The organism is Pontibacter virosus (genome assembly GCF_003096355.1).
GTDB lineage: Bacteria > Bacteroidota > Bacteroidia > Cytophagales > Hymenobacteraceae > Pontibacter > Pontibacter virosus.
This window is the reverse complement of record NZ_QEKI01000002.1, coordinates 161,112-177,137: the sequence shown is the minus strand read 5'-3', so window position 1 is coordinate 177,137 and position 16,026 is coordinate 161,112. Positions and strand designations below refer to the sequence as shown.

The window sequence follows — 16,026 nt, the reverse complement described above, 5'->3', positions numbered from 1 at the left end:
CTTCAGGAGCTAGTTACCCTTTCAATGCGTGCCAAGGGTGTGTTTGCTATAATTCATATATCTTAGATAAGGCAATAGCCGCGGTTCCCCTCTCGGGAGGGGTAGAGTCGTACTCATTTGGTAGAAGTCCGAAAGGCATAGGCCTGAATGATATACCTGTGAGTTGGCGACAGCAGACTCTCCTCCTTCGAGAAGTAGAAGATGCCGGACTTGTTCCAGAGGTGGATCCGGTAATGCAAACAAAGTATGATGCTACAAAGCTTATACAATGCAAATTGCAGTGGCTAGCCCCATTCTAAACATAGATAGGCAGGTGAAAAGAGCTGATGATAGACAAGCCATACATAACACTAAAACCGCTTGAGGTGACTCCGCTGGAACGGCCACTCTGGCGTTAAAAGCGGGCCGCTGAAATTGGTGCTATACCATGGGCTTATACCTGGGTTCATCGGGTTCTTCAAAATCTGGATCTCCTGCGCTGGCATGTAGCTTTGTGCTAGCAGGAACAGCTTTTCTCCTGTTTGTTCATCAATAGCCATATCCATTACGATCACAGCGTGACCTGGACTTCCGCCTTTGATGAACACGTCGCCAATCTGCAAGTCCTTTATCGAAACAGCTTGCATCTCTTTCTCCAGCGATAAGGTGCCGGCATAAGTAAATACGACTTGCAGGTAATCCTTGAAGGAAGCATAGGCAGTTGATGGAGTTGCTTTTTTAACCCAAGAGCAATCATTTCCTTTCACATGCACCCGGTAGCCTTGCTGCCATTTGCTGTAATCTGCCTGAAAGCCACTCGTGAAGTTAAAGTGAATGGCATCGTATTTCTTTTGCTCATATAGGTACTCCGCCCGTAGGCGCATGATAGCGTCAGCGCATTGTTGGAGGTCGCGGGTACCTACGTCAATGTCCAGCACAGCATCATAAATACCATCGTTCGGTTTGACCGCTCCATTGTAATAATGCACCTTTGCGCCATGTGATTTCAGCTTAAAATGCTGTAAATAACTACCAAAGCTGTTATTTGGTTGAGCTTCCCTTTTGTAGCCTCTCGGTGGGAAAAACCTTTCTGCGATTGTCTTTCCTGCGGGATTAACCAGTACTTCGGACTCGATTCTCCCTTCAGGAATTTCAGCTGTCACTTTCTCGGCTTTGGAACCGCAAGCAGTGAGCCAAACGAAGAGAATGCTGTACAGGTATAGCGGCATGGTGCTGTGTTTAAGTTTCAAACTAAATTAATAGTTTATTTTGAAATTCCAAGTATCTTTTTATTTAAGCAGTTGGCTATTATTGGTTAGTATGTGATAGATTCATCAATGGGGCCGGAGGCCCCACGATAGTAGACACGAGCGAGGACGCTCGCGCCATAAAAGCATTACATTCCAGGGGGCTTTTGAGTTGAGTCCGGGATCTTTGAATCACGCCATGCCGATTGTCTACACCTTCAAAATAAAACGAGCCGACTCTTTTGAGTCGGCTCGTTTCTTATCAGCTTATACCTGTAAATCCTAGTGACGGCAGGTACAGTTCTCACCAGCTATACCTTCCACGCGGGTGTCGGTACCTTCGTGCCAGTCGAAAGTTGAGGCGTACTTGTTGTTTTCCCACCAGAATTTACCTGGCTTGCGATCGTAGTTACCTGTTTCGTTCAGGGTAGCAGCATCAAACAGACGGCCGTTTACCATGGTGTAGCGCACGTGCTCTGAGTTCTGGATGTTCTCCAGCGGGTTCTGGTCCAGCACGATCAGGTCAGCCAGTTTGCCTGTTTCCAGTGAGCCGAGCTCTTTTCCCATACCCAAGTACTCGGCACCGTTCAGGGTGGCGGCACGCAGGGCTTCCAGGTTGGTCATGCCACCTTGCTGCAGCATCCACAGTTCCCAGTGAGCACCCAAGCCTTGCAGCTGTCCGTGTGCGCCGAGGTTCACTTTCACACCGGCATCCGTCAGGGCCTTGCAGGCTTCTGAGGTCTTGAAGTAACCGTTACGATATTCCTCATCCGGTACCTGCATCACAAAGCGTGAGCGACCGTCGATTACCGAGCGTGGCGTGAATTTCAACAGGCGGTCTTTCTCCCATACCTTGGTGTTCTGGTACCAGTAGTACTCGCCGCTGGTAGCGCCATAATTCACGATCAGAGTAGGAGTATAGCCAGTGTTGGAGGCCTTCCATACTTCTACCACGTCTTTGTAAAGCGGGGCGATCGGAATATTGTGCTCGATGCCAGAGTGACCGTCGAGGATCATGCTCATGTTGTGGAAGAAAGTCGAACCGCCTTCCGGTACCACGGTCATGTCGAGTTCGCGGGCCGCCTGAATAATCTGCTGGCGCTGCTCGCGGCGTGGCTGGTTGTAGCTCTTTACCGAGAAACCACCAGCCGCCTGAATGCGGCGCAAGTGCGAACGGGCATCGTCGAGGCTGTTAACCACCGCTTTGAAGTTGCCGTCAGCTCCGTAGAGGATCGTGCCCGTGGAGAAGATACGCGGACCCACCATGTGACCTGCCTTCACAGCTTCTGACTGGCTGAACACCATCTCCGTGGTAGATGATGGGTCGTGTGTAGTCGTTACACCATAAGCCAGGTTAGCCAGGTAGGACCACTGCTGTTTCGGGCTCATGCCGTTGCGGAAGGTACCGAGGTGCGCATGTACGTCAACTATACCTGGCATGATGGTCTTGCCGCTGGCGTCGATTACTTTCGCGTCTTTTGGTACGGCTATACCTTTGCCAACCGACACAATGCGGTTGCCGTCCACTATGATCGTGCCGCCTTCAATCACTTCATCGCCCTTCATCGTGATGATGCGAGCGTTGGTGAAGGCCACTTTGCCTTGCGGGGCATCTGTCTTGAACTCCAGGCCGATCTTTATACCTGTGGTATCAATGGCTGGCAACTTCTCAGGGGCTCCTTCCAGGAAAGCGAAACGGTCTTTCAGGTCGTTCGAGAAATACTCGTCGCCCAGCACCCAGTTCACTTTCTTGCTGTCGCCTGACCAGTGCACACTCGTGCCGGCGTCTTTGGTAAAGCGGGCAACAGGCACAGCTTTGGTTTCAGCGCTCAATTCCATACCTGCACCATTAGCCGAGAAGGGTACCACATAGCCGTTGAACAGCTCCACAAAAGCCAGCCACTTGTTGTCCGGGCTTGGGTAGAACTGGTCGGTGTAGGTAGAGGTATAGTGCGTGCGTTCTTCCTTGCCGTTTAGGTCCACGCTCTTGAAGGTATACTTACCGCCACCGCCTGCCGTGAAGAAAATACGGTCAGACGTTGCGTTGAACAGCGGATTGAAGCCGCTTTTCTGCACCAACGTCGGGTTTTTACCTTCGGCGGTCATGTAGTACAGTCCGCGTTCGTTACCAAAGGCATAGCCCATGTGGTTGTTGCCACCGTCTTTGCTGTACACAATCAGCTTGCCGTTTGGCGAGAAAGAAGCGTTGGTATAGAAGCCTTTTTCGGAAGTCAGTTTAGCTGGCTTCGCGTTCTTCTTGCGGATGTCCACTTTCACCAACGCACCGAGGTTTTCATCGTCCCAGGTAGAGAACACGAGGGTCTTGCCATCAGGTGAGAAAGCTGGGTAGAACTCGAAATCTTTGCCGTTGGTCACGCGCTCGGGCTTACCGTTTGGCAGTTCTTTTTTGTAGATATGGCCGGCTGCGTTGAATACAAGAAGTTTTCCGTCAGGCGACGTCACGGCGTGACGGATGGCTTTGGCTGTAAACTGATCCGGAGAAACACCAGCCTTGCTGAAGTCGTGGCGCACAGCTTCGGCAATGTGATGCGTGGCGGTGGCTTCGAAAGGGATGTTGGTCACTTTCTGGCTGGCTACATCAATCTTGTTGATCTTGCCACCTGCCCAGAACACGAGGCTCTTGTTGTCAGGCGTCCAGGCGAAGTTCGGGTATACTCCGAAGATAGCCCAGGCTTCCTGCTGGTCGTTGCTCAGCTGGTCATAGATCGGCCACTGCTCACCTGTTTTCAGGTCGTGGATGAAAAGCACAGACTTGGTGCGCACACGGCGCACGAAGGCAATGTGCTTGCCATCGCGGGAGATAACCGGGCGAACGGAGCCTCCGTTACCGGTCACGATGTTCTCGATCTCGCCCGTGTTGCGGTCCACGCGGCGAATCACGTAAATCTGGCTGTTTGGGTCTTTGTTGTACTCGAAGGTGGAGCCGCCGCTCATGTCTTCAGAGAAGTACACGTACTTGCCATCAGGCGATGCCATCGGCTCGCCGGCGTCCTGCTGGTCGTTTTTGCGCTTGGTTAGCTGCACACCGCTTCCGCCTGAGCGATGGTACATCCACAACTCACCGGCACCCAGCGAACGGGAGGCCGTGAAGTGCTTGCGGGCAATCAGGTACTCGCCATCTGGCGTCCAAACGGCGTTGTTCAGTAGTCGGAAGTTCTCTTTGGTGATCTGCTTGGCATCGGAGCCGTCGCGTTTCATCACCCATATGTTGTCGCCGCCACCTGCATCGGAGGTGAAGGAAATGAACTTGCCATCAGGGCTGAAACGGGGCTGCACTTCGTAAGCGCGGCCGCTGCGGAGCAACTTGGCCTTGCCCCCCGTGATGGGCATGCTATAGATGTCGCCGAGCATGTCGAATACGATCTCTTTGCCGTCCGGACTCACGTCCAGGCTCATCCAGGTGCCTTCGTCGGTTGTTACGGTAATTTCTTTCTGTGGTCCGCGGGCTTCTTCCACGTTCCACTTGTTGTCTTTTTTGTCCTGCGCCGAGGCTGTGCCCAAAGGTAAGGCAAGCGCCGCCGCCAGGAACATACTCCAATAGGTATGCTTCTTCATGACAGGGTGTAAGTCGATTAGATTAGGTTAGATTCTCAAATTTAAGGATTTGAGGGGAGAAATCAGAAAAGGTTTAATTAGGATGGAGAGGAATGATGATGTTAGAGGTTGAATGGCCTGAATGGTGGTTATGTAAGGACAGGTAGCGACTTATCCCTCAGGGTAGGATTATACTAATTCTGCCAGATCTTAATCTTTAAATATATGCCACAAAAGCTAGGGCTATGCAGCTATTCTATTGTTAAATCTTTGGAAGACTTCTTTAGCCTAGCCATACCTGTTCTACTGGAATTACATTCCTTTCTAACTACTCTTAAAACAGCTTTCTCTTTGTGATAATATCTGAACTTATCAACTAAAGCTTGCTCTTCAAAGACTAAGTGGTTTTCGTTATTTGCAACATATTCAATCGCATTAAAATCAAACTTGTTGACTTCCTTGAAACGGTCTACAATGATTGAAAAGGTATTAGGCTGTCTGTGGTCAACAACCAGTTCTGTCCATTTAGAAAGAACACCTGTTTCTTGACACTTTACTTGGCCTTTAACTGAATATTTATCGAAGTATGCCTGTTTTACAGCACGAATATCAGTATGGACAGCGTTTCTGCATGCTGTATAGAATAGTTTTTCAGGATTGTACGGCTCATTATTTACCATCATTAAATATGAGATATACTGGCTAGTGCCGTCGCTGTAATTTACTTCAAAGCACTTGGTGCTAAACTGTACCTTCGCTACAACAATATCTTCGATGAAAATCGAAGTTTGATCTTCAGGTATAGTATTTGAAACTTCAGCTCCTTCTTTGTCTAATTCAGTCCCTTCTATATTCTCTGACCCCGCTAAATAATTGATATAATCGTAATTCATCAATTCAATTAAGTCTTCAAGGTCAGTGTCATTTAAATACTGCCCAAACTCATAGGAATTCAGTATAGAACGATAATGAGCTATTGCGTCTTTTTTAAACTTGAACTCCCTTTTGCCGATTCGAAGTGACTTTCTCATTATTTTCTATGCTAGAACGTTTAGAAAAGTTGAAATCTTACTCCACCACAAACTCCCGCGGCAAATCAAAGATCAGCGGCTTGTTGCGGCTGTGGATCTGCTCCAGGAAATTGTCGAGCTCGTCTTTGTACTCCAGGTGGTAGTCCTCGTGCAAATTCTTGCGGATCAGCTGGATGGTGCGCTGCAGGAGGCGGGCCGTGGCGGTATAGAAAGCCTTATAATAGCTATCAAACTGCCCGGTGAAGTTGTCGAAGATCAGGCGCAACAGGTATAGGTGCAGGTCTGTCTCCAGCTTCACGTCCTTGGTAATGCGTTTGAAACGGGCAATCTCCTTGGCCGACTTGCGCAGGGACTTGGTGAGGGCACGGCCTAAATAGCGACCGGTGGTGCCGATCATCAGATCATGGATGGCACTGGTAGTCTGGTCGTAGGCTTCCTCCGGCGTAAGTTCGCCCAGTTCAATGGACAGCAAATCGTACAGTTCCCCATCGCGGCGTGCGGCCTTGAGAATAATAGCTTCCTTTTCTTTGTCGCTCAGCTGCTTAACAGCTTTTTTAAAACCCGTGGAGATGGTTGGCATAGGTATATCAGGCTATACCTGTAAAATTATGGAAAATAGGCGTGCAGTTCAAGGTAAGTGAAGCGTAATTATACTTCAAATTATCTGCTCCTACCGGAATTAACCCCGGCTCGGGATTGTTTTAACCTATACCTTTTTATGATTGATCGGAGCTTGCCTGAAAGCTGGTTTTATACTGATTTCTGCTTCCGTAGCTCCACAAAAATTCCTAATTTTGCACTATGAATATTGAGACTCAAATTTTACATCAGGATGAAGTAGCCTTGCTCGAGGAGAGCACCGATCTACGCAACCTGATTGTGTATAATGACGACGTGAATACATTTGACCACGTGATCGCCACCCTGATAAAGGTATGCGGCCACTCGGCGGAACAGGCGGAGCAGTGCACGCTGCTGATCCACTACAAAGGCAAGTGCACCGTAAAGGTAGGGTCTTACGAAGAGTTGGCAGGTATGTGTACTGCCTTGCACGACAAAGACCTTTCAGCCAACATCGAGTAGCGGGAGGTTGAATGGAATTTCCGTCTAAACTGATTGAAAACGCCGTGGAGGAGCTGGCGAAGCTCCCGGGCGTAGGGCGCAAGACTGCCCTGCGGTTGGCGCTGCACATGCTCAAAGAGGAGTCTGAAGAGACTTTTCTATTGGCTGAGGCGCTCGTAAAAATGCGTACCGAGGTGAAGCACTGCAAGGAATGCCACAACATTTCTGACACCGAGGTATGCAGTATTTGCCTAAACCCACTCCGTGATCGCAGCCTGCTGTGTGTGGTAAGCGACATCCGGGATGTGATTGCGATCGAAAATACGTCTCAGTTCAAAGGTTTGTACCACGTATTGGGCGGTGTGATTTCCCCGATCGAGGGCATTGGTCCGTCGGACCTGCACATCGACTCGCTGCTGGAGCGCCTGCCGAACTCCGAAGTAAAGGAGATTCTGCTGGCGATCAGCCCTACTATGGAGGGCGACACGACTGCCTTTTACCTGACCCGTAAACTCCGCGACCACAAGGTGCGCATCACGACTATTGCCCGTGGTGTACCGGTAGGCGGGGAGTTGGAGTATACGGATGAAATTACCCTGGGCCGCAGCATTGTAGAGCGTACGTCTTACGGCAAGAACTAAAACTTGCGGTTTGTAATAGCTGAGGAGGGACATGCGAAAGCATGTCCTTTTTGTTTTTTTGGTAAGGTACAGAGGTATAGGTATGGCACGAGCGTCCACGCTCGTGTCTACCATGGTGAGACCTCTGGCCCAGATATAGGTATAGCTCATTTTGTAGCGATTGCAGTTGCAGGTGTAGCAATTAGTCTTGTTCCATAGCTTGCCCTGGCCGGGCTGGCCTTACTTTTGTCTTGACACAAAAAGTAAGCAAAAAGGTCAAGACGCTCCAAATCGAGGGCCCCTACCCCACTCGCTGATCGCTCTTGACAGGGGGACCCCTACAACCCCAACACAAAATCGTCATCAGTGCACCTGGCTTAAGCTATTTGTTTCATAGCTTCCGGGACAAGTTAGTCTTTCTATACCTGCCAGTGGTTTGTGGCAGAAACGACAGCGCTTATACTTGTAAACTAGTAGCGGCAGAAGCTCCCCTTCTTGGATAAGGAGGGGTAGGGGTGGTTGGATTCGGTAAAGCACAGGAACTGCAGCATCCACAAAGCTTGTACCTTGAAAGAGTAATGATAGATGTTCCCCTCTTGTTTTGGTCCAGAGCCCCCACCATGGTAGTTACGAGCGAGGACGCTCGCGCCATATTGTTCACTCCATAATCCCACCCCATTTCACTGGTTTTCTCTTGCATTATATTAACTTTGGAGCTTAATTAAGAACAAGCATGCAGAACATAGCATCACACATACTTTCAGACAGAATTATGGCGCTGTCGGAGTCGCAGACCATCGCGATGGCCAAAAAAGGCCGCGAACTCGCCGCACAGGGGCACGACATCATCAACCTGAGCTTCGGGGAGCCGGATTTTCAAACACCACAGTACATCAAAGACGCCGCGAAAGAGGCGATTGACGACGGCTTTACCTTCTATACCCCGGTACCGGGCTATCCGGCGCTGCGCCAAGCCATTGCCGACAAGTTCAAGCGCGACAACAACCTGGACTACGGTCCGGATAATATTGTGGTGTCGACAGGAGCCAAGCAATCCATTGCCAATGCAGTGATGTGCCTGGTAAATCCGGGGGACGAGGTGATCGTCTTTTCGCCTTACTGGGTGTCGTATGAAGAGATCGTGAAGCTGGCCGAAGGTATACCGGTGCCGCTGCAGGGCCGTCTGGAGAACGACTTTAAAGTGACCCCAGAGCAACTTGAGAATGCCATCACCTCCAATACCAAAGTGGTGATGTATTCCTCGCCTTGCAACCCGACCGGTTCGGTATTCGACGAGCAAGAACTGTTGGCGATTGCCAAAGTGCTGGAGAAACATCCGCAGGTATATATCATTGCCGACGAGATCTACGAATACATCAACTTTGGGGGTAAGCATGCCAGCATGGCCGGCTTCGACTTTATCAAAGACCGCGTGATCACTGTGAACGGCTTCTCGAAAGGTTATGCCATGACGGGCTGGCGTGTAGGTTACATTGCCGCGCACAAAGATATCGCCGTTGCCTGCGAGAAAATGCAGAGCCAGATCACGTCTGGAACCTGCTCCATCGCCCAAAAGGCTGCCCATGCGGCGCTGCTCGGTGGGAATGAATCGGCTCTGGAGATGCGTGACGCGTACCTGCGCCGCCGTGACTTGGTGCTGGAGATCATGCAGGATATACCGGGGTTCAAAACCAACGTGCCGACCGGCGCATTTTACATTTTCCCGGATGTAAGTTATTACTTCGGAAAGAGCATTAACGGTAACATCATTAACAGTGCGCTGGATCTGAGCCTATACCTGCTCACAGACGCCCATGTGGCGCTAGTGAGTGGCGAGGCATTTGGTGCGCCGCAGTGTATCCGTTTCTCTTACGCCACATCCGACGATAAACTAATCGAGGCACTCCGCCGCATCAAGGAGAGCCTCGCCAAATTGCAATAATGAATCAGCATACCAATTTAGAAGATATTTTCAGTGCCTTCGACCAACTGACGGTGCTCATCGTGGGCGACGTGATGATCGACTCATACCTGTGGGGCAAGTCGACGCGCATTTCGCCAGAGGCACCGGTGCCGATCGTGAACGTAGTGAAACGTGAGAAGCGACTGGGCGGAGCTGCCAACGTGGCCCTGAATGTGCAGGCCATGGGCGCCACACCGCTGCTTTGCTCTGTGATCGGCGACGACGCGGATGGCGGCGATTTCCTGCGCCTGATGGAAGATCGCAACCTCTCCACAGAAGGCATCGTGCAGAGCCCGGAGCGGGTAACTACTATCAAACACCGCATTATTGCTGGCGGTCAGCAACTACTGCGCGTGGACGCTGAGATTGAGCACAATCTGGCCGACTATGAAGAACGCCACTTAGAGGAACATTACCTGAAGCTGCTCGACCGGGCCGATGTGGTCGTGTTTGAGGACTATGACAAAGGCGTGTTCTCGGAGCATAACATTGCCCGTTTTATACAGCTGGCCAACGAGCGGGGTATACCGAGTGTGGTCGACCCGAAGAAGAAAAACTTCCTGAACTACAAAGGCTGCACACTTTTCAAACCAAACCTGAAAGAACTAAAGGAAGGCCTGAAAGTAGATTTCGCTGACGAGAACTTGCCTGCATTTGAAGAGGCTGTCGCGCAACTGCAAGAACGGCTGACCACGAAACAAGTGCTCGTAACACTCTCGGAACGGGGCGTATTTGTGGCAAATGGCGAAACCAAGACCTACATACCTGCGCACCGCCGTTCCATTTCCGACGTGTCGGGGGCCGGTGATACCGTCATTAGTATTGCGGCGCTTTGTATGGCGCTGAAAACATCGCTGCCCTTTATGGCCGGCTTGAGCAACCTGGGCGGTGGCCTGGTGTGTGAACAGGTAGGCGTGGTGCCTGTCGATAGAAACCGCTTGTTCCAGGAAGCAAAAGTGAACAGGCTGTACGAAACCCATGAACACCGAACAGCTTAACAGGCTCCTATACGGCAGCAAGCTGCGGGCATACATGCTGATGCGCCGCACCACCTATACGCTCACCATCGTGGCGATAGGCTTGCTGCTGTATGCACACGGTGTCGTGACAGACCCCAAGACCCTTCAGCTTATTTTCTACGCCATCGACGCCATACTCGGAGTCTTTGTCGTGATATACCTGCTGCGTATTCTCTATGGCTTCGAGCGTGCTAAATTCTTGAGGCGCACCTGGTTTGAGGGTATTTTGATGGGGATCATCCTGGTCAACCATGTCGGTACTTATCTGTTCAATTTTCCCATTATTTACAACATCTTCGAGGGAGTAGGAATGCCTCTATCGGTGGAGGTATACCGCTTACTGGTGTCGCTGTACATGCTCCTGCTGCTCATAGTCGAGCTGCTCGAAACCAGAGTGCACCTCAAGACGCTCCAGGTAAAACCTGCCATCACCTTTCTGATGAGCTTTATCACGCTGATCGCTTTGGGCACGGCCATGTTCATGCTGCCTAAAATGACCAATGCTCCGGAAGGTATGCGCTTTGTCGATGCGCTCTTTATGGCAACCAGCGCCTCATGTATTACAGGCCTGGCGGTAGTTGATCCCGGCACTTACTTTACCTTTTCAGGGCAGGTCGTGCTGCTGGTGCTGGTGCAACTCGGCGGATTAGGAGTGATGACCTTTGCCACTTTCTTTGCCACCCTGATGCGACAGGGGATTGGTATAAAACAGCACGTGGCGATGTTCGAGATCATGGAGAGCGAGTCAATTTCCTTTACCAAAGGCCTGCTGCGTAAGCTTATCGCCATGACTTTAACGATAGAAGCCATCGGGGCTGTCATTATTTTTATGACATGGGGTGTTGACGCCGAATTTGTGGGACTGGGAAGCAAGATCTTTTTCTCCGTGTTCCATGCTGTCTCAGGTTTTTGTAACGCCGGATTCTCGCTGTACCCGGAGGGGCTTTACAGTAATCCGCTTCAAAAGGCTTACGTGCTGCACCTAACGATTGCCGCACTCGTTATCATGGGAGGCATTGGCTTTCCGACCATCCTTGACGTCCTCTCACCGAAAGCGATGCGTGCCCGTATGGCAACCCCATGGCGCAACTGGAAAATGATGACGCGGGTGACAGTATATGCATCGGCAGCATTACTGGCCTTTGGAACTATTACTTTCTTCCTGCTCGAGTACTTTAACACGCTCTCGCACCTGAACTTTGCAGAGGCGCTCATTACTTCCTTTTTCCAGTCAACGACTACCCGCTCTTCTGGCTTTAACACAGTAGATATTTCAGCGGTCTCTGTGCCGGCGTTGCTGATCATGATGATGCTAATGTTCATTGGCGCCTCACCGGGCTCGATGGGTGGCGGTATCAAAACAACGACTTTTGTCGTTATCATCCTTGCGGTGTGGACGACCATTGTGGGCAAGCGCAACATCGAAATAGGAAGGCGCACTATCCCGCACTCGGTGTCTTACAAGGCTTTTGCGGTGTTTACCTTTGCAGTTGGTTTCAATATTCTTTTCCTGATAATTCTCTCCATTTCAGACTCCCAGTTTGACATTCTTCGGCTGGCCTTCGAGCAGGTGTCTGCTTTCGCCACTGTTGGGCTAAGTACAGGTATAACAGCCGGCCTCTCAGATGTAGGAAAGACCGTGATCATCCTGTCGATGTACATTGGCAGGGTAGGTACGCTCACCCTGGCACTGGCCATTAGCACCAGAGCTTCATCTACCGCTTATAAGTATCCTGATACGCATTTGGCTATTGGCTAAGCCTGTATTAGCTTTGAGACTTCAACTTGATTAAATGCGCACAGAAGAGCTAAACAGGGCGCTTTATGGCAGTAAGCTTAGGGCGTACGCCCTGATGCGCCGTACCACCTACCTGCTTTCCCTTGTTTCGGTTGGCCTGCTAATCTATGCTCACGGTATTGCACAAAAGCCTGAAATGGTTCAGTTGCTGTTTAATGCCATCGACGCCATTCTGTCGATTTTCGTCATTATCTACCTGTTCCGCATCCTCTATAGCTTCGAGCGGAAGAAGTTCCTGAGGCGCACATGGTTCGAAGGCTTGCTGATGGCAATCATCCTGCTCAATGAAGTGAGCACCTACGGATTGCAGGAATCAGTTATATACACGTTTTTTGATAGTATTGATATTCCGCTTTCTGTAGAAGTATACCGGGTGGTAGTATCATTGTTTATGCTGCTGCTGCTGGTTATAGAACTGCTCGAAACCCGGGTGCATCTCAAAACCCTGCAGTTCAAGCCTACCCTCACTTTTCTGCTAAGTTTCGTATTCCTGATCCTGATAGGAGCAGGCCTGCTGATGATGCCTAACATGATCACCTCGCCGGGCAGCATGCGTTTTATTGACGCCCTTTTTATGGCGGCCAGCGCTTCCTGCGTAACAGGCCTGGCTGTAGTGGATCCTGGAACTTACTTTACTTTTTCGGGGCAGGTGGTGCTACTGATGCTTGTACAGTTAGGAGGCTTGGGTATATTGACCTTTGCCACCTTCTTTGCCACCCTGATGCGACAGGGGGTAGGTATAAAACAGCACGTAGCCATGTACGAGATCATGGAGAGCGAATCGCTATTCTATACTAAGAACCTGCTGCGCAAACTGGTCGTGATGACCTTCTCAATTGAAGCCATAGGGGCTGTGATTATCTTCATGACATGGGGGCAGGAAGTACAATTCGAGAGCTTGGGAAGCAAAATCTTCTTCTCAGTTTTTCATGCCGTGTCTGCTTTCTGTAACGCCGGATTGTCGCTTTTCCCCGAGGGGTTGTACACTGAGCCTGTGCGGTTTTCTTATGTGATGCACTTGAATGTGGCCCTCCTAATTATTTTCGGGGGCATTGGTTTTCCGACCATCCTCGATGTGCTGTCGCCAAAATCGATGCGGGCACGAATGGAGCGGCCATGGCGTAACTGGCGCCTGCTCTCGCGTATCACCATTTTCACGTCGGCCGTCTTGATTACGATGGGTACAATGGGCTTTTTCCTGCTGGAGTATTACAATACTTTGGCTCAGCTCAGTTTTGTGGAAGCCGTGATTGCCTCTTTTTTTCAAGCAGTAACCACACGTACCGCTGGATTTAACACCCTAGATATCTCAGCGCTCAATGTGCCTACCTTGCTGATGTTTATTTTCCTTATGTTCATCGGGGCATCGCCTGGCTCTACCGGGGGCGGCATCAAAACCACCACCTTCACGATTATCCTGCTGTCGGTATGGGCGACTATACGTGGTAAGCGCAACGTGGAGATAGGGAACCGTACCATTCCGCACTCCGTGTCTTACAAGGCCTTTTCGGTATTTACGTTCGCTGCCATGATCAATATCTTTTTCCTGTTCATTCTCACCATCACCGACTCGCAGTTCGATATCTTCCGATTGGCCTTTGAGCAGGTATCGGCCTTTGCTACGGTGGGCCTCAGCACAGGTATAACCGCAGGACTTTCGGATGCAGGGAAGGGAGTTATCATCGTGTCGATGTTCATAGGCAGGGTAGGTACGTTAACCTTGGCGCTCGCCCTGAGTACACGCGCCACTACCACCGCCTACAAATACCCGGAGACGCACCTTCCGGTCGGGTAATCGGAGTTTGGGAGTTGGGAAGTAAGAAAGTTTGAGAGTAAGGGAGTGTTAAAGAGTTGAGAAATATAGAGTTTGTCTTAATAAGACAAAAGGTTATAAACAGAAAGCCCCTATAGTTAGGTTGTTACCTGCTATAGGGGCTTTATTTTAAAATCTGGGAGATCTTCAAAGAATACGGCGACTCATGACTTCTTAATTCATTTACTCGCCGACTCCCAAACGCTCTAATTCTTAAACTCTGTCGGCGCTCCCATACGCTTTCACCGTCTGAATGAAGCATTTCACTTTCTCAGGGTCAGTGTCAGGGTATACGCCATGGCCAAGATTGGCAATATGGCGCTGCGGTCCGAATTCCTTTAGCATCTTGATGGTTTCACGCTCAATCGTTTCGAACGAACTGTAAAGCAGGCATGGGTCCATGTTGCCTTGCAGCGTTTTGTTCGGGCCAACCTGCGCTCTGGACGTTTTGATGTCCATGTTCCAGTCGAGGCCGATGGTTTCGCAGTTGAGCTTGCTGAAATCTTCCAGTGCAAAGAAAGCGCCTTTGGCGAACACGGTTACCGGCACATCGTTGATGGCGTTGCAAATCTCGGTGATGTAAGGCAAAGAAAATTCACGGTAGTGCGCCGGGGTAAGTATGCCTGCCCAGGAGTCGAATACCTGAATCAGGTTAGCACCTGCCTCTACCTGTGCTTTCAGGTACGCGATGGTAGTATCCGTGATCATGCGCAGCATCTGGTGCGCCAGTTTCGGATTGGTATAGAGCAGACCGCGTGCATGCGAGAATGTCTTCGAGCCGCTGCCTTCTACCATGTAAGCCAGAATCGTCCATGGTGCACCCGCAAAACCAATAAGCGGCACACGTCCGTTCAGGGCTCTTTTGGTTACCTTGATGGCTTCCAACACATAACCTAAATGCTCGTGTGGATCGGCAACGCGCAAACGGGCCAGGTCAGCCTCGGTGCGGATGGTCTTTGGAAACCATGGCCCGCGCTTTTCCACCATCTCGTAGGTACAGCCCATCGCCTCCGGCACCACAAGGATGTCAGAAAAGATAATAGCTGCATCCACGTCGAGAATATCTACGGGTTGGATGGTCACTTCAGCGGCCAGATCCGGTGTTTCCACTAGTTCCTTGAATCCGCTCAGGCTTTCGCGTACGGCTCTGTATTCGGGTAAGATGCGGCCGGCCTGGCGCATCAGCCACACCGGAGTACGTTCTACGGTTTCTCCTTTGGCGGCTCTTATAAGCAGGTCATTCTTCAATTGCATGGCACAAAGATACGTTAAAAATGCTGACTGTCGGAAGATGATTGTTATCATCAAACGAACAGGTGGTATGCCTTATGGTTAAAGGTTATTACTCTTGGTTAGAGAGGAATGTTGAGTTTTTGTTTTCGCTTTGCCGGCGAGGTAAGTTTTGCAAGTATAGCTTGATGGCGCGAGCGTCCTCGCTCGTGTCTGCTATGGTGGGGCCTCTGGCCCAGGTATAGGTATAGCTGCATCTACTCAAACCGCAAGTTTAGCGATAGCGAAACTGGTGGTTGAATATGATGGCCAGTTTGTAACTGGCGTAGTGGCTGTCTAGCTATACCTTAACTGTACTATTTCATAGCTTCGCCTGTGCGGCGGGCCTCACTTTTTTCCTTGATGAAAAAAGTAAGCAAAAAAATCAAGACGATTTTAAACTCGCTGACCGCTCAAACACAAAATCGTCGGCCGTACACTGGGCAAAGCTTTCTGCTTCGTAGTGAGCGTGCGAGTTAACCTTGCTATACCTGCCAGTGGTCTGTGCTACAGTGCTTATACCTATGAGATGGCAAGGGCATGGTCTTTCCCCTGTTTTTAGGGGAAGGCTGGGATGGGGTGAAACTCCCCTCCTTGGATAAGGAGGGGTAGGGGTGGTTGGACCCGGTATTGCAAAAAGACTTCTATAGCCACAGTGCTTATACCTGAC

Annotated in this window: 12 protein-coding genes; 6 read left to right on the top strand and 6 right to left on the bottom strand. The window is 50.4% G+C overall.

What is annotated here, in order from left to right; translation table 11 throughout:
* Positions 1-113 precede the first annotated feature (113 nt).
* From C8E01_RS22040 to C8E01_RS03755, 5 genes are all read right to left on the bottom strand, one after another.
* Positions 114-239, bottom strand: a complete 126-nt coding sequence (locus tag C8E01_RS22040; RefSeq protein WP_262509634.1) for a hypothetical protein — start codon at positions 237-239, stop codon at positions 114-116.
* Between the two features lie 111 nt (positions 240-350).
* Positions 351-1,229, bottom strand: a complete 879-nt coding sequence (locus C8E01_RS03770) for a DUF4846 domain-containing protein (RefSeq protein WP_243409413.1) — start codon at positions 1,227-1,229, stop codon at positions 351-353.
* A gap of 279 nt (positions 1,230-1,508) precedes the next feature.
* Positions 1,509-4,778: an amidohydrolase family protein gene (locus C8E01_RS03765; protein ID WP_116542028.1), complete on the bottom strand. Its 3,270-nt coding sequence runs from the start codon at positions 4,776-4,778 to the stop codon at positions 1,509-1,511.
* A gap of 254 nt (positions 4,779-5,032) precedes the next feature.
* Positions 5,033-5,812, bottom strand: a complete 780-nt coding sequence (locus tag C8E01_RS03760) for a DUF3223 domain-containing protein (RefSeq protein ID WP_116542027.1) — start codon at positions 5,810-5,812, stop codon at positions 5,033-5,035.
* Between the two features lie 37 nt (positions 5,813-5,849).
* Positions 5,850-6,392 carry a hypothetical protein gene (locus C8E01_RS03755; RefSeq protein ID WP_116542026.1) on the bottom strand — a complete coding sequence of 181 codons (543 nt, stop codon included), beginning with the start codon at positions 6,390-6,392 and terminating at the stop codon, positions 5,850-5,852.
* Between the two features lie 221 nt (positions 6,393-6,613).
* On the opposite strand from C8E01_RS03755, the gene C8E01_RS03750 reads away from it, so the two are divergent.
* From C8E01_RS03750 to C8E01_RS03725, 6 genes are all read left to right on the top strand, one after another.
* Complete coding sequence (locus C8E01_RS03750; RefSeq protein WP_116542025.1) at positions 6,614-6,895, top strand: ATP-dependent Clp protease adaptor ClpS; 282 nt, start codon at positions 6,614-6,616, stop codon at positions 6,893-6,895.
* A gap of 11 nt (positions 6,896-6,906) precedes the next feature.
* Positions 6,907-7,515 (top strand): recombination mediator RecR, encoded by a 609-nt coding sequence (gene recR, locus C8E01_RS03745; protein ID WP_116542024.1) that lies wholly within the window; start codon positions 6,907-6,909, stop codon positions 7,513-7,515.
* A gap of 712 nt (positions 7,516-8,227) precedes the next feature.
* A complete protein-coding gene (locus tag C8E01_RS03740) occupies positions 8,228-9,436 on the top strand; it encodes a pyridoxal phosphate-dependent aminotransferase (protein WP_116542023.1) in 1,209 nt (402 codons plus the stop codon).
* A complete protein-coding gene (locus C8E01_RS03735; RefSeq protein ID WP_116542022.1) occupies positions 9,436-10,455 on the top strand; it encodes a bifunctional heptose 7-phosphate kinase/heptose 1-phosphate adenyltransferase in 1,020 nt (339 codons plus the stop codon). Before C8E01_RS03740 ends, C8E01_RS03735 begins: the two co-directional genes overlap by 1 nt.
* Positions 10,436-12,235, top strand: coding sequence for a TrkH family potassium uptake protein (locus C8E01_RS03730; RefSeq protein WP_116542021.1), 1,800 nt, complete (start codon positions 10,436-10,438; stop codon positions 12,233-12,235). The genes C8E01_RS03735 and C8E01_RS03730 overlap by 20 nt, the downstream gene beginning before the upstream one ends.
* 34 nt (positions 12,236-12,269) lie before the next feature.
* On the top strand, positions 12,270-14,069 hold the full coding sequence (locus C8E01_RS03725; protein ID WP_116542020.1) for a TrkH family potassium uptake protein: 1,800 nt from the start codon (positions 12,270-12,272) through the stop codon (positions 14,067-14,069).
* Between the two features lie 231 nt (positions 14,070-14,300).
* Here the strand turns inward: C8E01_RS03725 and hemE are convergent, their stop codons facing one another.
* On the bottom strand, positions 14,301-15,341 hold the full coding sequence (gene hemE / locus C8E01_RS03720; RefSeq protein WP_116542019.1) for a uroporphyrinogen decarboxylase: 1,041 nt from the start codon (positions 15,339-15,341) through the stop codon (positions 14,301-14,303).
* Positions 15,342-16,026: the final 685 nt, after the last annotated feature.

Excerpts from the sequence above, each read along its gene's own strand:
- C8E01_RS03755 (WP_116542026.1), bottom strand. The coding sequence starts at position 6,392 with ATGCCAACCATCTCCACGGGTTTTAAAAAAGCTGTTAAGCAGCTGAGC.
- C8E01_RS03765 (WP_116542028.1), bottom strand. The coding sequence starts at position 4,778 with ATGTTCCTGGCGGCGGCGCTTGCCTTACCTTTGGGCACAGCCTCGGCG.
- C8E01_RS03730 (WP_116542021.1), top strand. The coding sequence starts at position 10,436 with ATGAACACCGAACAGCTTAACAGGCTCCTATACGGCAGCAAGCTGCGG.
- C8E01_RS03760 (WP_116542027.1), bottom strand. The coding sequence starts at position 5,812 with ATGAGAAAGTCACTTCGAATCGGCAAAAGGGAGTTCAAGTTTAAAAAA.
- hemE (WP_116542019.1), bottom strand. The coding sequence starts at position 15,341 with ATGCAATTGAAGAATGACCTGCTTATAAGAGCCGCCAAAGGAGAAACC.
- C8E01_RS03740 (WP_116542023.1), top strand. The coding sequence starts at position 8,228 with ATGCAGAACATAGCATCACACATACTTTCAGACAGAATTATGGCGCTG.
- C8E01_RS03735 (WP_116542022.1), top strand. The coding sequence starts at position 9,436 with ATGAATCAGCATACCAATTTAGAAGATATTTTCAGTGCCTTCGACCAA.
- recR (WP_116542024.1), top strand. The coding sequence starts at position 6,907 with ATGGAATTTCCGTCTAAACTGATTGAAAACGCCGTGGAGGAGCTGGCG.
- C8E01_RS03750 (WP_116542025.1), top strand. The coding sequence starts at position 6,614 with ATGAATATTGAGACTCAAATTTTACATCAGGATGAAGTAGCCTTGCTC.
- C8E01_RS03725 (WP_116542020.1), top strand. The coding sequence starts at position 12,270 with ATGCGCACAGAAGAGCTAAACAGGGCGCTTTATGGCAGTAAGCTTAGG.